Origin of the sequence: Agrobacterium sp. 10MFCol1.1, from assembly GCF_000381165.1 — a bacterium.
GTDB classification, from domain to species: domain Bacteria; phylum Pseudomonadota; class Alphaproteobacteria; order Rhizobiales; family Rhizobiaceae; genus Agrobacterium; species Agrobacterium tumefaciens.
The window spans coordinates 325,490-340,893 of the sequence record NZ_KB906074.1 but is presented as its reverse complement, the minus strand read 5'-3'; the positions used below and the strand labels follow the sequence as shown (position 1 = coordinate 340,893).

Below are 15,404 nucleotides of genomic sequence, written 5' to 3'. Positions count from 1 at the left end.
ATGGGATTGATCCGCTTTTGTCTGATCTTTCTTGCTCTTGCCGGCCCGGCCAGCGCAGCCAAGCTTTTCCTGACCACCGAGGTTTACCCGCCTTATAATCTGCAAAACGACGACGGCAGCGTGGCGGGCGTTTATATCGACCAGCTCAGGATCGTACTTGAGGATACCGGCACCGATTACGAGGTTGCCGTCATGCCCTGGGCGCGGGCAATCGCATTGGCCACAACGAAAGCCATGCATTGCGTCTTTGCCACGGCGAGAACGCCCGAACGGGAAAAGCTTTTCAAATGGGTCTCACCGATCCATAGCGACCGCAACATCCTCGTGGCGCGCCAGAATGCGGATATCAACGTCTCCAGTCTGGAAGACGCGAGGAAATACCGGGTCGGCACCCAGCGTGGCGACTACACCGAGGTCCTTCTTGGCAACCTCGGTTTCGAGCATGTGGATGTCGGTGCTGATTTCCAGATCACGCTTCACAAGCTGAACGCAGGCCGCATCGACCTGATGCCCATGTCGGAAAGCACTTTCAAAAGCCAACCCCCAGGCACGTTCAGGGAAGTGATAACGCTGGCGCGGCAACAGCTGGGTCTTGCATGCAACAAAAGCGTTCCAGACGAGGTCATTGCAAAATTGCAGGCGCGCCTGGACAGACTGATCGCCGATGGAACGCAACAGAGCATATTCGACCGCTACAAACTCGTCAGCCCTTGAGCGCCCGCTCGCCACATCCAAAAAATCCATAAAAAGATTGACAGCCGGAACATTTCGGGGTGGTGACAACAGCATCGTCAGGCAAAAAAGCGGACATGCCCCATGAAGATCATCGCAGGCCTTGGTAACCCCGGCGCCCAATATGCGGGAAACCGTCACAACATCGGCTTCATGGCCGTGGATGCGCTGCAGCGCCTGCCTTCCTTCTCGCCCTGGGCGCGGAAATTCAAGGCGGAGATTTCCGAAGGCGAAATAGGCGGTGAGAAAGTTCTGCTGATGAAGCCCCTCACCTACATGAACCTGTCGGGTGAATCCGTCGGCGAGGCCATGCGTTTCTTCAAGCTTGCACCGGCAGACATTATCGTCATCCATGATGAACTCGATTTGCTTGCAGGCCGCGCGCGCATCAAGACCGGCGGCGGCCATGGCGGCCATAATGGCCTGAAATCGATCGACGCCCATTGCGGCAAGGAATACCGCCGCCTGCGCCTCGGCATCGGCCATCCCGGCGACAAGGAGCGGGTGCATGGCCACGTTCTCGGTGATTTCGCCAAGACCGACCGGGTCTGGCTCGATCCGCTGCTGGACGCCATTGCCGACAATGCCGCCATGCTGGTGAAATCAGAGGATTCGCAGCTGATGAACAAGCTGGCGCTTGCCACCGGCAGCAAGCCGGAAACGGAAAAACCGGCCAAGGCGGCCAAGCCCGCCGCGCAATCCCACATCCATCAGGCGCGCAACAACGCCCAACCGAAAAAACTGCCGGAAACCGGGCCGATGGCGGAGATGCTGAAGCGGATGTTCGGCAAGAAGGATTGAGCGCAGATGTCTTCAGAGACCATGAGCCTTCGCAAAGCTGGCCCGGACGATCTGCCGAAACTGCTCGAACTTTACCAGGCGCTGAACCCTTCGGACCCGCAACTGACGACGCAAGAGGCAAGCACGGTTTTCGTCGCCATGCTCGGCCAACCCGGCCTCACCGTGTTCTTTGCCATGGAAGACCAGGAACCCGTTGCAACCGCCACGCTTCTCGTCATCCCGAACCTGACGCGCGCTGCCCGTCCCTATGCCTTCATCGAAAATGTGGTGACGCTGGAAAGCCGTCGCGGCCGGGGATATGGCCGCGCAGTCGTGCGCCACGCCATCGAGACCGCCTTTGCCGCAAATTGCTACAAGGTGATGCTGCTGACCGGCCGGCAGCGTCCTGAGGTACATGCCTTCTACGAAAGCTGCGGTTTCATTCAGAACAAGACGGGTTTTCAGATCCGGCGGGATTGAGCATAAAGCCGTCACTCCTCCGGCTCGGTGGTGAACATCAGCGGAAACCCGGCCTCCTTGCCAAGATCGTTCGCCTCCTTGGCCTTGGTCTCGGCAATGTCGCGCTCGCAGACAACGACGACCGCGCTTCCGAAGCGATGCGCCGTCATCATCACCCGGTGGCCGGTGTCCTCGCCCATGTGGAAGACGACCTTCAACACCAGGGTGACGAAGTCGCGCGGCGTATAGTCGTCATTCAGCAGAATGACCTTGTAGAGCTTAGGCCGCTCCAGCTTCGGTTTGACTTTCGGTTTCGGTTTGAGATCAACAGGACTGTCACTCATCATTGTCGCCCGTGATTGTCACTCAATTGTAGCCCATGGGGAAAATCCCCGTTGATGACGAAAGATCGGTTGCTCGACCGGCGCATATTGCGCCGCAACCGCAGCATCGACAACCCCGGCCCCGCACTCGCGCAGAATTCCGCGCCATTCGCGGGGCTTTGCCCGCCCAAATCGGCCCCCGGGCTTGACCTTGCCCTGCCCTTTCCGCAAAAGGCTCCTCAACGAATTCTTTCAAACGGACAGGTTTCAAGCCATGGGCTTCAAATGCGGTATCGTCGGGCTGCCGAATGTCGGCAAGTCCACCCTCTTCAACGCGCTGACGAAAACGGCGGCCGCGCAGGCCGCCAACTATCCCTTCTGCACCATCGAGCCCAACACCGGCGAAGTTGCCGTGCCGGACCCCCGCATGCAGCAGCTCGCGGCCATTGCCGGATCGAAGGAAATCATTCCGACCCGCATTTCCTTCGTGGACATTGCCGGCCTGGTGCGCGGCGCATCGAAGGGTGAAGGTCTCGGCAACAAGTTCCTCGCCAATATCCGCGAAGTCGATGCCGTCGTGCATGTGCTGCGCTGCTTCGAGGACGACGACATCACCCATGTGGAAGGCCGCATCAATCCGGTTGGCGATGCCGACACGATCGAGACGGAACTGATGCTCGCCGACCTCGAAAGCCTGGAACGCCGTGTCGAGCAGACGCGCAAGCGCGCCACCAGCAAGGACAAGGAATCCTTGGCCCAACTGCCGGTGATGGAAGCCGTAATTGCTCTGCTAAACGACGGAAAACCGGCACGTCTGCTTTTGAAGACACTGGCGGACGAGGAAATCGAAATCCTCAAGGGCCTCAATCTCCTGACGTCGCACCCGGTGCTTTATGTCTGCAACGTCTCGGAAGCCGACGCATCCACCGGCAACGAGCACACCGCGGCTGTCGCGGAGATGGCAAAGCAACAGGGCGCCGAATGCGTGATCATCTCGGCGGCGATCGAGGCCGAAGTCGCGCAGCTTCCGGCCGATGAAGCCGAAGAATTCCTCTCAGCCCTCGGGCTCACCGAAGCCGGTCTCGACCGGTTGATCCGCGCCGGCTATCACTTGCTCGACCTCATCACCTATTTCACCGTCGGCCCGAAGGAAACGCGCGCCTGGACGATCGTGCGCGGCACCAAAGCGCCCGCTGCCGCCGGCGTCATCCATACCGATTTCGAACGCGGCTTCATCCGCGCCTTTACCATCGCCTATGACGACTACATCGCCTACAAGGGCGAAGTTGGTGCCAAGGAAGCCGGCAAGGGACGCGACGAAGGCAAGGAATATGTCGTCCAGGACGGCGACGTCATCCACTTCCGCTTTAATACCTGATCTAGTCTTGAGCGCGGCGGCGGTCACATCGCGTCTTTTGACTCGCTGACCGAAGTGACACACCGTGGCTTGTTTCTTCTCCCCGGCGGGGGAAGATAGCCCGGAGGATCGGATGAGGGGGCAAGGCTGGCGAATTACACGACCCTTGCCCTCATTCCGCTATCGCGACCTTCTCCTCCTCTTCGAGAAGGCAGCATGCCGCACTCGCTCTCTCAATAGCATCTCCCTACACCGCAAACGCACTCTCGATTTGACCTTTACGTAAAGGGAAAAATCATTTTAGATGCCGGTGACATCGACTAGGCAAGGGAGGAAGCCATGGCGCCGGTCGCGACATATGCCTATGAGGATTTTTCCGTCGGACGGGAATTTCCCCTGGGACCGCAATCGATTTCTGCAGCACAAATCATCGAATTCGCCAGCGAGTTCGACCCCCAGCCCATGCACCTGTCCGAAGAGGCTGGCCGCCAGAGCATTCTCGGCGGGCTGGCGGCATCCGGCTGGCACACCTGCGCCCTGCTGATGCGAATGATGGCAGAGAGCTATATCAGCGATTCGACATCACAAGGCAGCCCCGGCATCGATTATGTCGACTGGAAAAAGCCGGTTCTGGCTGGCGATACGCTTTCGGGAAAATCCATTGTTCTGGAACAGCGCATCTCCAGCTCACGCCCCGGCATCGGCCTCGTGAAGTTTCGCCATGAGCTTTATAACCAGCGCGGCGTTCTGGTATCGCACGGCGAAAACACCGTGATGTTCCTGATGCGTGCGGACGGAGGCCTTGCGGCATGAGACTGGCAGAACTTTCCCCGATCGGCGAACGCGTCACCCTCGACACATTGCATTTTTCCGCCGAAGACATTGTCCGTTTCGCCCGCGATTTCGATCCGCAGCCCTTTCATCTCGATGCCGAAGCGGCGAAAAACAGCGTCTTCGGAGCGCTCTGCGCTTCCGGTTGGCACACCGGCGCTGGCTGGATGAAATGTTTCCTTTCCCATTGGGGCAAGGAAGTGAAGAGGCTGAAACAACTTGGCCTTGAGCCGCCGAAACTCGGCCCCTCCCCCGGCTTTCGTGAACTCAAATGGAAAAAGCCGGTTTTCGCCGGAGACGACGTGACCTATTTCGTCACCTTGCTCGATGCCCGACCGCTGGAATCAAGAGCCGGGGTTTGGCTGAACACCACCTTCAACGAGGGCGTGAACCAGTCCGGAGAAACCGTGATGACCTTCCAGAGCGGGGTTCTGGAGTTCGAATAGCGGCTGGCCGAGATAGCCCGCTCGCGATACCCTCGGAATCGGCATCGAGGCGGGAAGGCAAGAATGAACGATATCCTACAGGGTTATGCTGAAGCGGCAACGCCGGACCTGATTGCCAGGTTCGATGGACTGGATTGCCGGGAAATCTACGCACCGGTCATCGATCTGTTGCCGGTCACACCGGCCCGCGTCGCGGATATTGGCAGCGGCACCGGTCGCGATGCCGCCTGGTTTGCCGAATGCGGCCATGATGTTCTGGCGATAGAGCCGGTCAAGGAACTGCGTGAACCCGGAAAGAGATTGCACCTCTCGCACAAGATAACCTGGCTTGACGACTGTTTGCCCGATCTGATGAAAGCGCGCCGTCACGGCCCGTTCGATCTGGTTACGCTGTGCGGCGTCTGGCACCATATCGATGACGAGGCACGGCAGACCGCCATGGAAAGCCTCTCGGAGATGACGGCAGAGGGCGGATTGCTGATCATGTCCCTGCGTCACGGCCCCGCACCCGAAGGCCGCCGTGCTTTTTCCATTTCACCAGCGGAAACGACGGGCAATGCAGCCCGTCTGGGATTCACGTTGATACGACAGGTAGAAGTTGCCTCCATTCAGGCGGGTAATCGCGCCATGGGCGTCCACTGGACATGGATCGCACTACGAAAGACCGGACAAAACACCGGCCTGTCGCAACATTCCTAGCCGGAAACCGGCCTCAATGCCCCGAAAACTCCACCAGTGTCCGCACTTCCACACCGAGGTCTTCCAGCTTCCTGCGGCCGCCGAGATCGGGCAGGTCGATGACGAAGCAGGCCGAAACGATTTCCGCGCCCATCTGCCGCAAGAGTTTCACCGCACCTTCGGCGGTGCCGCCAGTCGCGATCAGGTCGTCGACCAGAATGACCTTTTCGCCCGGCTGCACGGCATCCACATGCATTTCCATTTCGTCAACGCCGTATTCAAGGCTGTAGGCCACGCGCACGGTGGTGTGCGGCAGCTTGCCTTTCTTGCGGATAGGCACGAAACCGGCGGAAAGCTGGTGCGCCACCGCTCCGCCCAGAATGAAGCCACGCGCTTCCATGCCGGCGATCTTGTCGATCTTCGTTCCCGCATAGGGCTGCACAAGCTCGTCCACGGCACGGCGGAAAGCGCGCGGATTGCCAAGCAGAGTCGTGATGTCCCTGAAGATGATGCCCGGCTTCGGATAGTCGGGAATGGAGCGGATAGCAGCGGAAAGCTCCGAAGCGATAACGGTCATGGTATTTCCAGTTAGATTGGGAAATGGATCAGAAGGTTCGGGCCACCCTATCAACTTGGTGGCTGCGGACCAACTAAAAAGGACCGCCGCTCAATCCTGCCCCGACATTCCCTCGATCCGCGCCCAGACCGGGCATACATCCGCGAAGGAATGCGACAGAGGCCGTAGCGCCTCGTCATTTCTGTCGTCAAAAGAGCCGGAAACGAGGGCGACAGTCGGTGAATCGTCGATGGCGCCAAGCGTGCTGCCGCAGACCGCGCAAAACGCGCGGCTGGAATAATCTGAAGACCGGAAAACCATGGGCGCACCGCCCTCTCCCGTCCAGACCACTGCATCGCTCGCAAACTCCACCCAGGCAAGGCTGGAAGCGCCGGAATGCCGCTGGCAGATATCGCAGGAGCAGCGGTGCGGATTGTCGGGTTCACCCGTGGCCTCGAAACGGACGGAACCGCACAGGCAGCCACCGCTCCGGACTTTCGCCATTTCTCATCCTCCTTCGACACATGAAAAGGCCCCCAGGGCAGGACCATGGGGGCCAACGATTGCAGGCATTTGAAGCCGCTCAATGTTCCTTGTTGGCGTAGACCGATTTCTTGGTAAGATAGATCAGCGCCGTGAAGATGAACAGGAACACCATGACCATGAAGCCGGTGCGCTTGCGTGCTTCCAGATGCGGTTCTGCGGCCCACATCAGGAAAGCGGACACGTCCTTGGAATATTGATCCACCGTCTGCGGTGCACCATCGTCATAGGTCACCTGATCGGCGCTGATCGGCGGCGCCATCTTCAGCGCCACGGCACTGGCGAAATACGGGTTGAAATGCGTGCCTTCCGACACTTCAACGCCGGCAGGCGCGTCCTGGTATCCGGTCAGCAGCGCATGGATGTAGTCCGGGCCGCCTTCCTGATAACCGCCGATGATCGGAATCATGTCGATGACGAATTGCGGGAAGCCACGCTCCACGCCGCGCGCCTTGGCAAGCAGCGACATGTCCGGTGGTGCAGCTCCGCCATTGGCAGCAGCAGCCGCCTCATGGTTCGGGAATGGCGAGGGGAAATGGTCGGAAGGCACAGCCTTGCGATTATACATTTCGCCGTCGGCGTTCGGCCCGTCCTGCACTTCATATTCCGCAGCAAAGGCCTTCACCTGCTCTTCCGAATAACCGAGATCGCCCAGCGTGCGGAAGGAAACGAGGCTCATCGAATGGCAGGCAGAGCAGACTTCCTTGTAGACCTTCAGGCCGCGCTGCAGCTGGCCCTTGTCGTATTTGCCGAAAGGTCCGGCAAAAGACCAGCTCTGCTCCTCGGGCTTGATGACCGGGAAGTGACCGCCGGCGATCGCATGCTCGGTCTTGGTGGCGAGATCGTGGCTCTCCTCCGCCGCAAAAGCGGCGGCGGAACAGCCGATGGCAGCGATAAGCGCGATGCTCGTTACAAGCTTCTTCATTGTCGTCATCCTTCCTTCGCGCTCAGACTTGGGCGGCCGCTGGCGCGGCAGTCTTCTTGGCGGCGTTCTTTTCCAGAACGGCCTCGGTAATCGAATTCGGAATACGCCGCGGCGTTTCGACCAGACCGAGGATCGGCATGATGACGAGAAAGAAACCGAAGTAATAAAGCGTGCCGATCTGCGACATGATGACATAAAGGCCTTCCGCCGGACGCGAACCCAGCCAGCCGAGCAGGATGGCGTTGACCACGAACAGCCAGAAGAACAGCTTGTACCAGGGACGATAGACGGCGGAGCGAACCTTCGAGGTATCGAGCCAGGGCAGGAAGAACAGCACGATGATTGCGCCGAACATGACGAGAACGCCACCGAGCTTGGAATCGATCGGCCCGATATTGAAGGTGATGGCGCGCAGCATCGCGTAGAACGGCAGATAATACCATTCGGGCACGATATGCGCCGGTGTCTTCAACGGATCCGCCATGATGTAGTTATCAGGGTGGCCGAGGAAGTTCGGCATGTAGAAGACGAACCACGCATAAGCGATGAGGAACACCGAAACGCCGAGTGCATCCTTCAACGTCGCATAGGGCGTGAAGGGTACCGTATCGGTCTTGCTCTTCACTTCCACACCGGTCGGATTGGTCTGGCCGGTCACATGCAGCGCCCAGATATGCAGGATGACGACACCCGCGATCATGAAGGGCAGCAGGTAGTGGAGCGCGAAGAAGCGGTTGAGCGTCGGATTGTCCACCGCAAAGCCGCCGAGCAGGAACTGCTGAATCCACTCACCTATACCCGGGAAAGCCGAGAAAAAGCCGGTGATGACCGTGGCGCCCCAGAAGGACATCTGGCCCCACGGCAGCACGTAGCCCATGAAGCCCGTCGCCATCATCAGGAGGTAGATCACGCAGCCGAGAATCCAGAGGATTTCGCGTGGCGCCTTGTAGGAGCCGTAATAAAGTCCACGGGCGATGTGCAGGTAAACCGCGATGAAGAAGAACGACGCACCGTTGGCGTGCATGTAGCGCAACAGCCAGCCGTGGTTGACGTCGCGCATGATCTTTTCGACGGAATTGAAGGCAACCGTCGTTTCAGCGGCGTAATGCATGGCAAGCACGACGCCGGTGAGGATCTGCACGATCAGCATGACAGCCAGCATCGCGCCGAATGTGTAGGCGTAGTTCAGATTACGCGGGACAGGATAGGCAACGAAGCTGTCATAGATCATGCGCGGCAAGGGAAGCCGCGAATCGATCCACCTCTCGATGCCGGTGGACGGCTGATAACTGGAATGACCACTCATAAATATCTGTCCCCTTATCCGATCTTGATCACGGTATCGGATGTGAATGCAAATGTCGGGATGGCGAGGTTCTGCGGCGCCGGGCCCTTACGTATGCGGCCCGCCGTATCGTAATGCGAGCCATGGCAGGGACAGAACCAACCGCCGAAATCGCCGGCCTGGCCGAGCGGAACGCAACCGAGATGGGTGCAGGAACCGATCATGACGATCCAGTTTTCTTTGCCCTGACCGGCGGAACGGTCAATGTCCGTCGCCTGCGCGTCGGGGGCAATGTTGGCGTTGCGCGCCACCGGATCCTTGAGATCGGCAAGAGCGACCGCATTGGCTTCGCCGATTTCCTTCTCCGTGCGGTTACGGATGAAAATCGGCTTGCCGCGCCACTTTACGGTCAGCGACATGCCCGGCTCGACCGCCGCGACATTCACCTCGATGGAGGCAAGCGCCAGCGTCGATGCGTCTGGACGCATCTGGTCGATAAAGGGCCACGCCACTGCGGCGGCACCAACGGCGCCCGTCATTCCGGTTACTAGATAAAGAAAATCGCGACGGGTCGGTTCACCCGAGGCGTCGTGATTGGTTACGTGCTCGCTCACCGCTACACCATCCTCTGCGCTGTTTTTGCCGTAAATCGCATGAGTCCTCCCGCTATGATTTGATCCAAGACAATCTCCGTCCCACCGTCTCGGTCATCCTCGCGGCGTTTGAGAAACCGCGTCATTCTGTTTGATCGCAAAATATTGACTGACTTGGCAAGAGCAAAGCACACAAAGCTGCCGTAATTCTGCCAGAAGGGGCGGATTTGTTTCTCATTTTTTCCTGAGCCCCGGCAAGCGGGCAACATTGTGCCCACCCTTGCGGCATGTTACGAGACATCAAGGGAGAGCTTGGAAAGCAGGGATTCGGATGACGGCGAAGCTCTCGTGCATGGTCTCCACGGTCGTGGCTGCCGTACTTTTCATCGCCAGCCTGCGTTATGTGACGGATTTCTGGCTTTTAGCCTTCGTCACAAGTTTCCAGCTTCACATCGCCTTCGTCTGTATCCTGCTGTCATGCCTGGTATTTTGGCTGACGCGTGACGCGATTTCCGCTTTCCTCATCATCTGGTCGCTTGCACTCGCCATCCACGCCGTCGCCATGCTCATGGAATTCTCGACAAGCGCCAATGCGGCACCTGGCGCCAGACCCTTCCGGCTGTTGTCCTTCAACGTATTGATGGATAACGCCGCCAATGCGGATGCGATTGCCGACAGGATTCTCGAATCAGACGCGGATGCTGTCTATCTGTTCGAGGCGGCTGCGCTGGAATCGGTTCTGCCGCGTCTGCAGCAAACCTACCCCCACAGGCTTGGCTGCTATACGGGAACACCGACCTGTGATCTTTTGATCCTGTCGAAGCGGCCGCTGCTGGAGGGCCGTTTCCATAGCCTCAGCGATCTGCGCCGCGACCGTTTCGCCATCGCCAGCATCGATTTAGATGGCACGAAGCTGACGCTCGCTGCAGGTCACATCACCAAACCCTATTTCGACGACTATCACCGGGACGAGCTGGACGAAGTCAGCGAAATTCTCTTTCGTGTCACCGGGCCGCTCATTCTGGCCGGAGATTTCAATTCGGCCAGCATCGCTCCCGACATGCGCGACTTCCTCGCCGCCAACGACCTGAAGAAAGCGCCATGGGAACCCGCCACATGGCCGACGAAGGCAGGTCGCTTCGGCATCGCCATCGACCATATCTTCGCCCGCGAACCGGCCACGCTCTTGAAAACCACCCGTCTGCCCGACAGCCTCGGTTCCAATCATTTCGGCCTGATGGCGGATTTCATGATAGGGAAATAGCTGCCGAAAGACCCTATTGGGCCGCCTCGTCCACAGCAAGGAAGCCGCCCGACTGTCGCGCCCAGAGTTCCGAATAAAGTCTGCCCTGCGAGACGAGATCTGAATGGCTGCCCTGCTCGACGATACGGCCCTGATCCATGACGATCAGCCGGTCGAGAGCAGCAATTGTTGAAAGACGGTGGGCAATGGCCAGCACTGTCTTGCCCTGCATCAACTCATCCAGATTGCTCTGGATCGCCGCTTCTACTTCCGAATCAAGCGCAGACGTCGCCTCGTCGAGGACGAGGATCGGCGCATCCTTCAGCATCACGCGGGCAATGGCGATGCGCTGGCGTTGGCCGCCGGACAATTTCACGCCGCGTTCGCCGACATGCGCGTCGAAACCCGTGCGGCCGCGCTGGTCTTCCAGCCGTGCAATGAACTCATCCGCCTTGGCCCGGCGCGTCGCCTCCAGCAATTGCGCTTCGGTGGCATCCGTGCGCCCGAACATGATGTTGTCTCTGATAGAACGGTGCAGCAGCGACGTATCCTGCGTGACCATGCCGATATGGGCGCGCAGTGATTCCTGGGTGACCTTGGCGATATCCTGCCCGTCAATGAGGATGCGGCCTTTCTCGACATCGTAAAACCGCAACAGCAGATTGACGAGGGTGGATTTGCCCGCGCCGGAGCGTCCGACGATACCGACCTTCTCCCCCGCCTTGATATCGAGATTAAGATTGTCGATGACCCCGTTCGCCCGCCCATAATGGAAGCTGACGTTTTCGAAGCGGATACTTGGACTTTTCACGTCCAGCACTGTCGCATCCGGCGCGTCCACGAGGCCGATCGGCTGCGAAATCAGCTCCGCCGCATTCTGCACCGTGCCGAAATTGCGCATGATGCCGTTGAACTGCGTCATCAATCGCCCGAGCAGGAAGTTGAGGCGCAGAACCAGTGCCAGCGTGAAGGCGACAGCGCCGGAACTGATCTTGCCGGACAGCCAAAGGTCGATACACAGCGCCGCCATCGACGTGATCATCACACCAGACAGCAGCGCCATGGAGGCGCGCACACCGGTGATGAACCGCGTGAACGTCATCGTGGCGTTCTGGAAGATATCGAAGCCCTGCCGCATGTAGCGGTCATTGGCATCGTCGCGCCCGAACAGCCTGAGCGTCTGGATATTGCTGTATGCATCCACCATCCGGCCGGAAAGCATGGAGGCTGCCTCCGCCGTTTCTTTCGAATGGGAGCGGATGCGCGGCACGAAATAACGCGCCAGCAGCGAGAAGATCAGCACCCAGACGAGGACGACGACGGCAAGCCGCCAGTCCAGTCCGCCGATCAGCAGCAGCATCGAGACGGAGTAGATGCCGACGAACCAGACGCTTTCCATCAGCGACGTGACAAGATCGCCTGCCGCCTGCCCGCCCGACCAGACCTTGGTGACGATGCGGCCGGAAAAATCATTCTGGAAAAAGGTCAGCGATTGCCGCGCCACATGCATATAGGATTGCCACCGCACCAGATTGTAAAAGCCGGGCGTGATGATCTGTTGGTCCACCAGCGCGGTCACCATGGTGACGATAAAACGCACGATGCCGATCAACACCAGCATGCCGACGAGTTCGCCGCCATGGGCTGCCAGCAGTCCAGCCCAGCCCTCTTCCGGCTTGACGGTCGAGAGAATGTCGACCAGCCGCCCGACGAACCAGAAAAGCGCAGCCTCAATGGCAGCCGTCAACCCGCCCAGCACCAGCATGGCAAGAAACGGCGCCTTGGCCTGCGAGATATAGAACCAGATGAAACCGGACGTCTTTTCCGGCGGCCGCAAATCGTCCTTGCGGGCGAAGGGCTTTATCCAGTTCTCGAAAAACTCGAAGATGCGGGTAATGACCATGATCCGGATATAGGCGGATTCCCGGAGCGGGAACAGCCGCAGAGCGTTCGGGAAGAGATTATATTTCGGTAACGTTCGGGAAATGAAAAAGGGCGAAGAATGTTCCACCGGGCTCTGGATAGATCCACCTGGATTTTGCGCACTCGCAGCATCCTCACTCCGTCACCAAGGGCTAGATCCGGGATAAAGCGCGATTCAAGTCTTTGATCGCGGAGACTCCAGTCACGGCGCAGACGCGCCGTGACTGGAAACCGGCTCAAGGCCGGCATGACGGAGGAGAGGTTTAACTCGCCTACATAGATAAACGTGAACCGCAAACGAAAGGGCGGGAAACCATGCTTCCCGCCCTTCGAGCTCTCCTTACTCGGCAGCCACTTCCGCTTCGTGGTCGGCGATGAAGCCGCCGGACTGGCGCCGCCATAGATCGGCATAGATACCGCCCATCGCCGCCAGTTCAGCATGGCTGCCCGATTCCACGATCTGGCCCTTGTCGAGGATGATGAGCCGGTCCATTTCGGTCAGCGTCGACAGGCGGTGGGCGATCGCGATAACCGTCTTGCCTTCCATCAGCGAGAACAGGTTTTCCTGAATCGCCGCCTCGACTTCCGAGTCGAGCGCCGAGGTCGCCTCATCAAGTACCAGGATCGGCGCGTTCTTGAGGAACACGCGGGCAATGGCGATACGCTGACGCTGGCCACCGGACAGCTTTACACCGCGTTCGCCCACCTGGGCATCGAGACCCTGGCGGCCATGCATATCGACAAGCGTTTCCACGAAGTCCCAGGCATTCGCCCGCTTTGCCGCCGCGATCACCTGCTCGTCGGTGGCCTCGGGATGGCCATAGGCGATGTTGTCGCGGATCGAACGGTGCAGCAGCGAAGTATCCTGCGTCACCACACCAATCAACTCGCGCAGGCTGTCCTGCGACACCTTGGAGATGTCCTGCCCGTCGATGGTGATCTTGCCCGCTTCCAGATCGTAGAAACGCAGGAGCAGGTTCATCAGCGTCGTCTTGCCCGCACCGGAACGCCCGACCAAACCGACCTTCTCGCCCGACTTGATATCCAGCGTCAGCCCGTCGATCACGCCCTTGTTCTTGCCGTAGTGGAAGCGGACGTTATCATAACGGATCGCGCCCTGCGGTGCCGCAAGCTGCGGCGCCTTCGGAGCATCGACGATATCGTGCGGCTTCGTCATCATCGACATGCCGTCATAGACGGTGCCGATGTTTTCGAACAGCGAGGTGACTTCCCACATGATCCATTGCGACATGCCGTTGACGCGCATGGCAAGGCTTATGGCAATGGCAACCGAGCCGGCCGTGACCGAACCCTGCATCCAGAAATAAAGACCGAGCGAGGCCGTGGAAAACAGCACGACCGCATTGTTGAGGTCGATCAGGATGTTGAAGCCGGAAATCTTGCGCATCTGGCGGTGAACGGTTCCGAGAAACACGTTCATGCCCTCACGCGCATATCTTTCCTCGCGACCCGCATGCGAAAACAGCTTGATCGTCGAGATGTTTGTATAGCTGTCGACGATACGCCCCGTCATCATCGAGCGCGCATCGGCCTGCTCCTGTGCGAGCCGGCCGAGTTTCGGCACGAAATAGGTGAGGATACCCATATATATGCCGAGCCACACCAGCAGCGGAATGACCAGCCGCCAGTCTGCGGCCGCAACCATGAACAGCATCGAGACGACGAAGCTGATAGCGTAGACGAACACGTCGATCACCTTCAGCGCCACTTCGCGGATCGCCAGCGCCGTCTGCATCACCTTGGTCGAAACCCGGCCTGCAAATTCGTTGGCGAAAAAGTTCATGGAGTGGCGCAGCAGGAAACGATGCATCTTCCAGCGCGCGATCATGCCGAAATTGCCGGCAAGCGTCTGGTGCATCGTCATGGTGTGGATAGCGCCCATCAGTGGCAGCAGGAAGAGCACGAGCCCAGCCATGACCATCAGATGCCAGCCCTCATCGGCAAAGAACGTCTCTCGATTGGCCGTGGAAAGCCAGTCAACGATGCTGCCGAGGAATTTGTAGAGCATGGCTTCCGCAACGGCGATGCCCATGGACATCAGGCCGAGCAGCAGGAGCCACGGCCATGCGGGCTGCACATAATGCCACACGAACGGCAAAAGCTTCTTCGGCGGCACAGACGGCGCCGAAGAGGGAAAAGGATCAAGGCGTTTTTCAAACCAGCCAAACATAGGCCAAGCTCCGGCAAGCAATCGCCCCATCGTGAAACGTGAGCAAACGCAAATATGGCTCACGACGGAACAGAAAAGTATTGGATATGGCCGCAACAGCCACATGACGAATCAGACTATGGGAAACGCGGTCGAACCGCGGGGGTAACACCTAGGCCAGCAGCGGCACTACTGGGGCCGGGAGGCGAATACGAATGTCATTTTGCATCAGAACCTCCCTAGCTGGTGTTGAAGATGTCGCCTTGTAGCGCAAAAATTAATCGTTGACCAGCCGCAAAGATACCGAACGCGTCAGAAAAGCTCTCGATTGCGACCGATTCTGCCGAACGGGCGGAGAAGACCCGGCAAAGGTCTCCGCCCGTTGTAAGGCCTGGATACGCAGCTTACTCGGCGGCGTCCTGCGCCTGCCCGAGCGCCTTGATCTGCGCCAGAGTATCGGCCAGCGTGGCCGAGGTGTCGGAATAAATATCATCGTCCTGCACCTGCGGATTGCCCACATGCAGGTCGGTCAAATGGACGAAATTCGCCCGTTCGGACAT

General features: G+C 59.0%; 17 protein-coding genes. 8 read left to right on the top strand and 9 right to left on the bottom strand.

What is annotated here, in order from left to right:
• From F617_RS0110010 to F617_RS0110000, 3 genes are all read left to right on the top strand, one after another.
• Positions 1-714, top strand: a complete 714-nt coding sequence (locus F617_RS0110010; protein WP_019565212.1) for an ABC transporter substrate-binding protein — start codon at positions 1-3, stop codon at positions 712-714.
• Between the two features lie 102 nt (positions 715-816).
• Complete coding sequence (gene pth, locus F617_RS0110005) at positions 817-1,533, top strand: aminoacyl-tRNA hydrolase (RefSeq protein ID WP_003513491.1); 717 nt, start codon at positions 817-819, stop codon at positions 1,531-1,533.
• Positions 1,534-1,539: 6 nt separating this feature from the next.
• Positions 1,540-1,992 (top strand): GNAT family N-acetyltransferase, encoded by a 453-nt coding sequence (locus F617_RS0110000; RefSeq protein ID WP_026330767.1) that lies wholly within the window; start codon positions 1,540-1,542, stop codon positions 1,990-1,992.
• Between the two features lie 11 nt (positions 1,993-2,003).
• Here F617_RS0110000 and clpS read toward each other — a convergent pair whose 3' ends face one another.
• The gene (gene clpS / locus F617_RS0109995; protein ID WP_003513495.1) at positions 2,004-2,315 is read right to left on the bottom strand and encodes an ATP-dependent Clp protease adapter ClpS; all 312 of its coding nucleotides are present in this window, start codon (positions 2,313-2,315) and stop codon (positions 2,004-2,006) included.
• 253 nt (positions 2,316-2,568) lie between these two features.
• On the opposite strand from clpS, the gene ychF reads away from it, so the two are divergent.
• The 4 genes from ychF to F617_RS0109975 all read left to right on the top strand — a co-directional run bounded on the left by ychF (position 2,569) and on the right by F617_RS0109975 (position 5,627).
• On the top strand, positions 2,569-3,672 hold the full coding sequence (gene ychF / locus F617_RS0109990; RefSeq protein WP_003513497.1) for a redox-regulated ATPase YchF: 1,104 nt from the start codon (positions 2,569-2,571) through the stop codon (positions 3,670-3,672).
• Positions 3,673-3,990: 318 nt separating this feature from the next.
• Entirely contained in the window at positions 3,991-4,464 is a 474-nt protein-coding gene (locus F617_RS0109985; protein WP_019565210.1) for a MaoC family dehydratase, read from the top strand.
• The gene (locus F617_RS0109980) at positions 4,461-4,928 is read left to right on the top strand and encodes a MaoC family dehydratase (protein ID WP_003513502.1); all 468 of its coding nucleotides are present in this window, start codon (positions 4,461-4,463) and stop codon (positions 4,926-4,928) included. Before F617_RS0109985 ends, F617_RS0109980 begins: the two co-directional genes overlap by 4 nt.
• Before the next feature lie 63 nt (positions 4,929-4,991).
• Complete coding sequence (locus tag F617_RS0109975) at positions 4,992-5,627, top strand: bifunctional 2-polyprenyl-6-hydroxyphenol methylase/3-demethylubiquinol 3-O-methyltransferase UbiG (RefSeq protein WP_019565209.1); 636 nt, start codon at positions 4,992-4,994, stop codon at positions 5,625-5,627.
• Between the two features lie 13 nt (positions 5,628-5,640).
• Here F617_RS0109975 and F617_RS0109970 read toward each other — a convergent pair whose 3' ends face one another.
• From F617_RS0109970 to petA, 5 genes are all read right to left on the bottom strand, one after another.
• On the bottom strand, positions 5,641-6,183 hold the full coding sequence (locus F617_RS0109970; RefSeq protein ID WP_019565208.1) for an adenine phosphoribosyltransferase: 543 nt from the start codon (positions 6,181-6,183) through the stop codon (positions 5,641-5,643).
• Between the two features lie 90 nt (positions 6,184-6,273).
• Positions 6,274-6,666: a GFA family protein gene (locus tag F617_RS0109965; protein ID WP_019565207.1), complete on the bottom strand. Its 393-nt coding sequence runs from the start codon at positions 6,664-6,666 to the stop codon at positions 6,274-6,276.
• 79 nt (positions 6,667-6,745) lie between these two features.
• Positions 6,746-7,630 (bottom strand): cytochrome c1, encoded by an 885-nt coding sequence (locus F617_RS0109960; protein ID WP_003513510.1) that lies wholly within the window; start codon positions 7,628-7,630, stop codon positions 6,746-6,748.
• Positions 7,631-7,652: 22 nt separating this feature from the next.
• Positions 7,653-8,936 (bottom strand): cytochrome b N-terminal domain-containing protein, encoded by a 1,284-nt coding sequence (locus F617_RS0109955; protein ID WP_019565206.1) that lies wholly within the window; start codon positions 8,934-8,936, stop codon positions 7,653-7,655.
• A gap of 14 nt (positions 8,937-8,950) precedes the next feature.
• On the bottom strand, positions 8,951-9,529 hold the full coding sequence (petA, locus tag F617_RS0109950) for a ubiquinol-cytochrome c reductase iron-sulfur subunit (protein WP_003513514.1): 579 nt from the start codon (positions 9,527-9,529) through the stop codon (positions 8,951-8,953).
• 310 nt (positions 9,530-9,839) lie between these two features.
• On the opposite strand from petA, the gene F617_RS0109940 reads away from it, so the two are divergent.
• Entirely contained in the window at positions 9,840-10,772 is a 933-nt protein-coding gene (locus tag F617_RS0109940) for an endonuclease/exonuclease/phosphatase family protein (protein WP_019565204.1), read from the top strand.
• Between the two features lie 13 nt (positions 10,773-10,785).
• Here the strand turns inward: F617_RS0109940 and F617_RS0109935 are convergent, their stop codons facing one another.
• The 3 genes from F617_RS0109935 to F617_RS28680 all read right to left on the bottom strand — a co-directional run bounded on the left by F617_RS0109935 (position 10,786) and on the right by F617_RS28680 (position 15,404).
• Positions 10,786-12,762: an ABC transporter ATP-binding protein gene (locus tag F617_RS0109935; RefSeq protein ID WP_003513518.1), complete on the bottom strand. Its 1,977-nt coding sequence runs from the start codon at positions 12,760-12,762 to the stop codon at positions 10,786-10,788.
• Between the two features lie 252 nt (positions 12,763-13,014).
• Positions 13,015-14,865, bottom strand: a complete 1,851-nt coding sequence (locus tag F617_RS0109930) for an ABC transporter ATP-binding protein (RefSeq protein ID WP_003513520.1) — start codon at positions 14,863-14,865, stop codon at positions 13,015-13,017.
• A gap of 383 nt (positions 14,866-15,248) precedes the next feature.
• On the bottom strand, positions 15,249-15,404 hold the full coding sequence (locus tag F617_RS28680; RefSeq protein ID WP_019565203.1) for a hypothetical protein: 156 nt from the start codon (positions 15,402-15,404) through the stop codon (positions 15,249-15,251).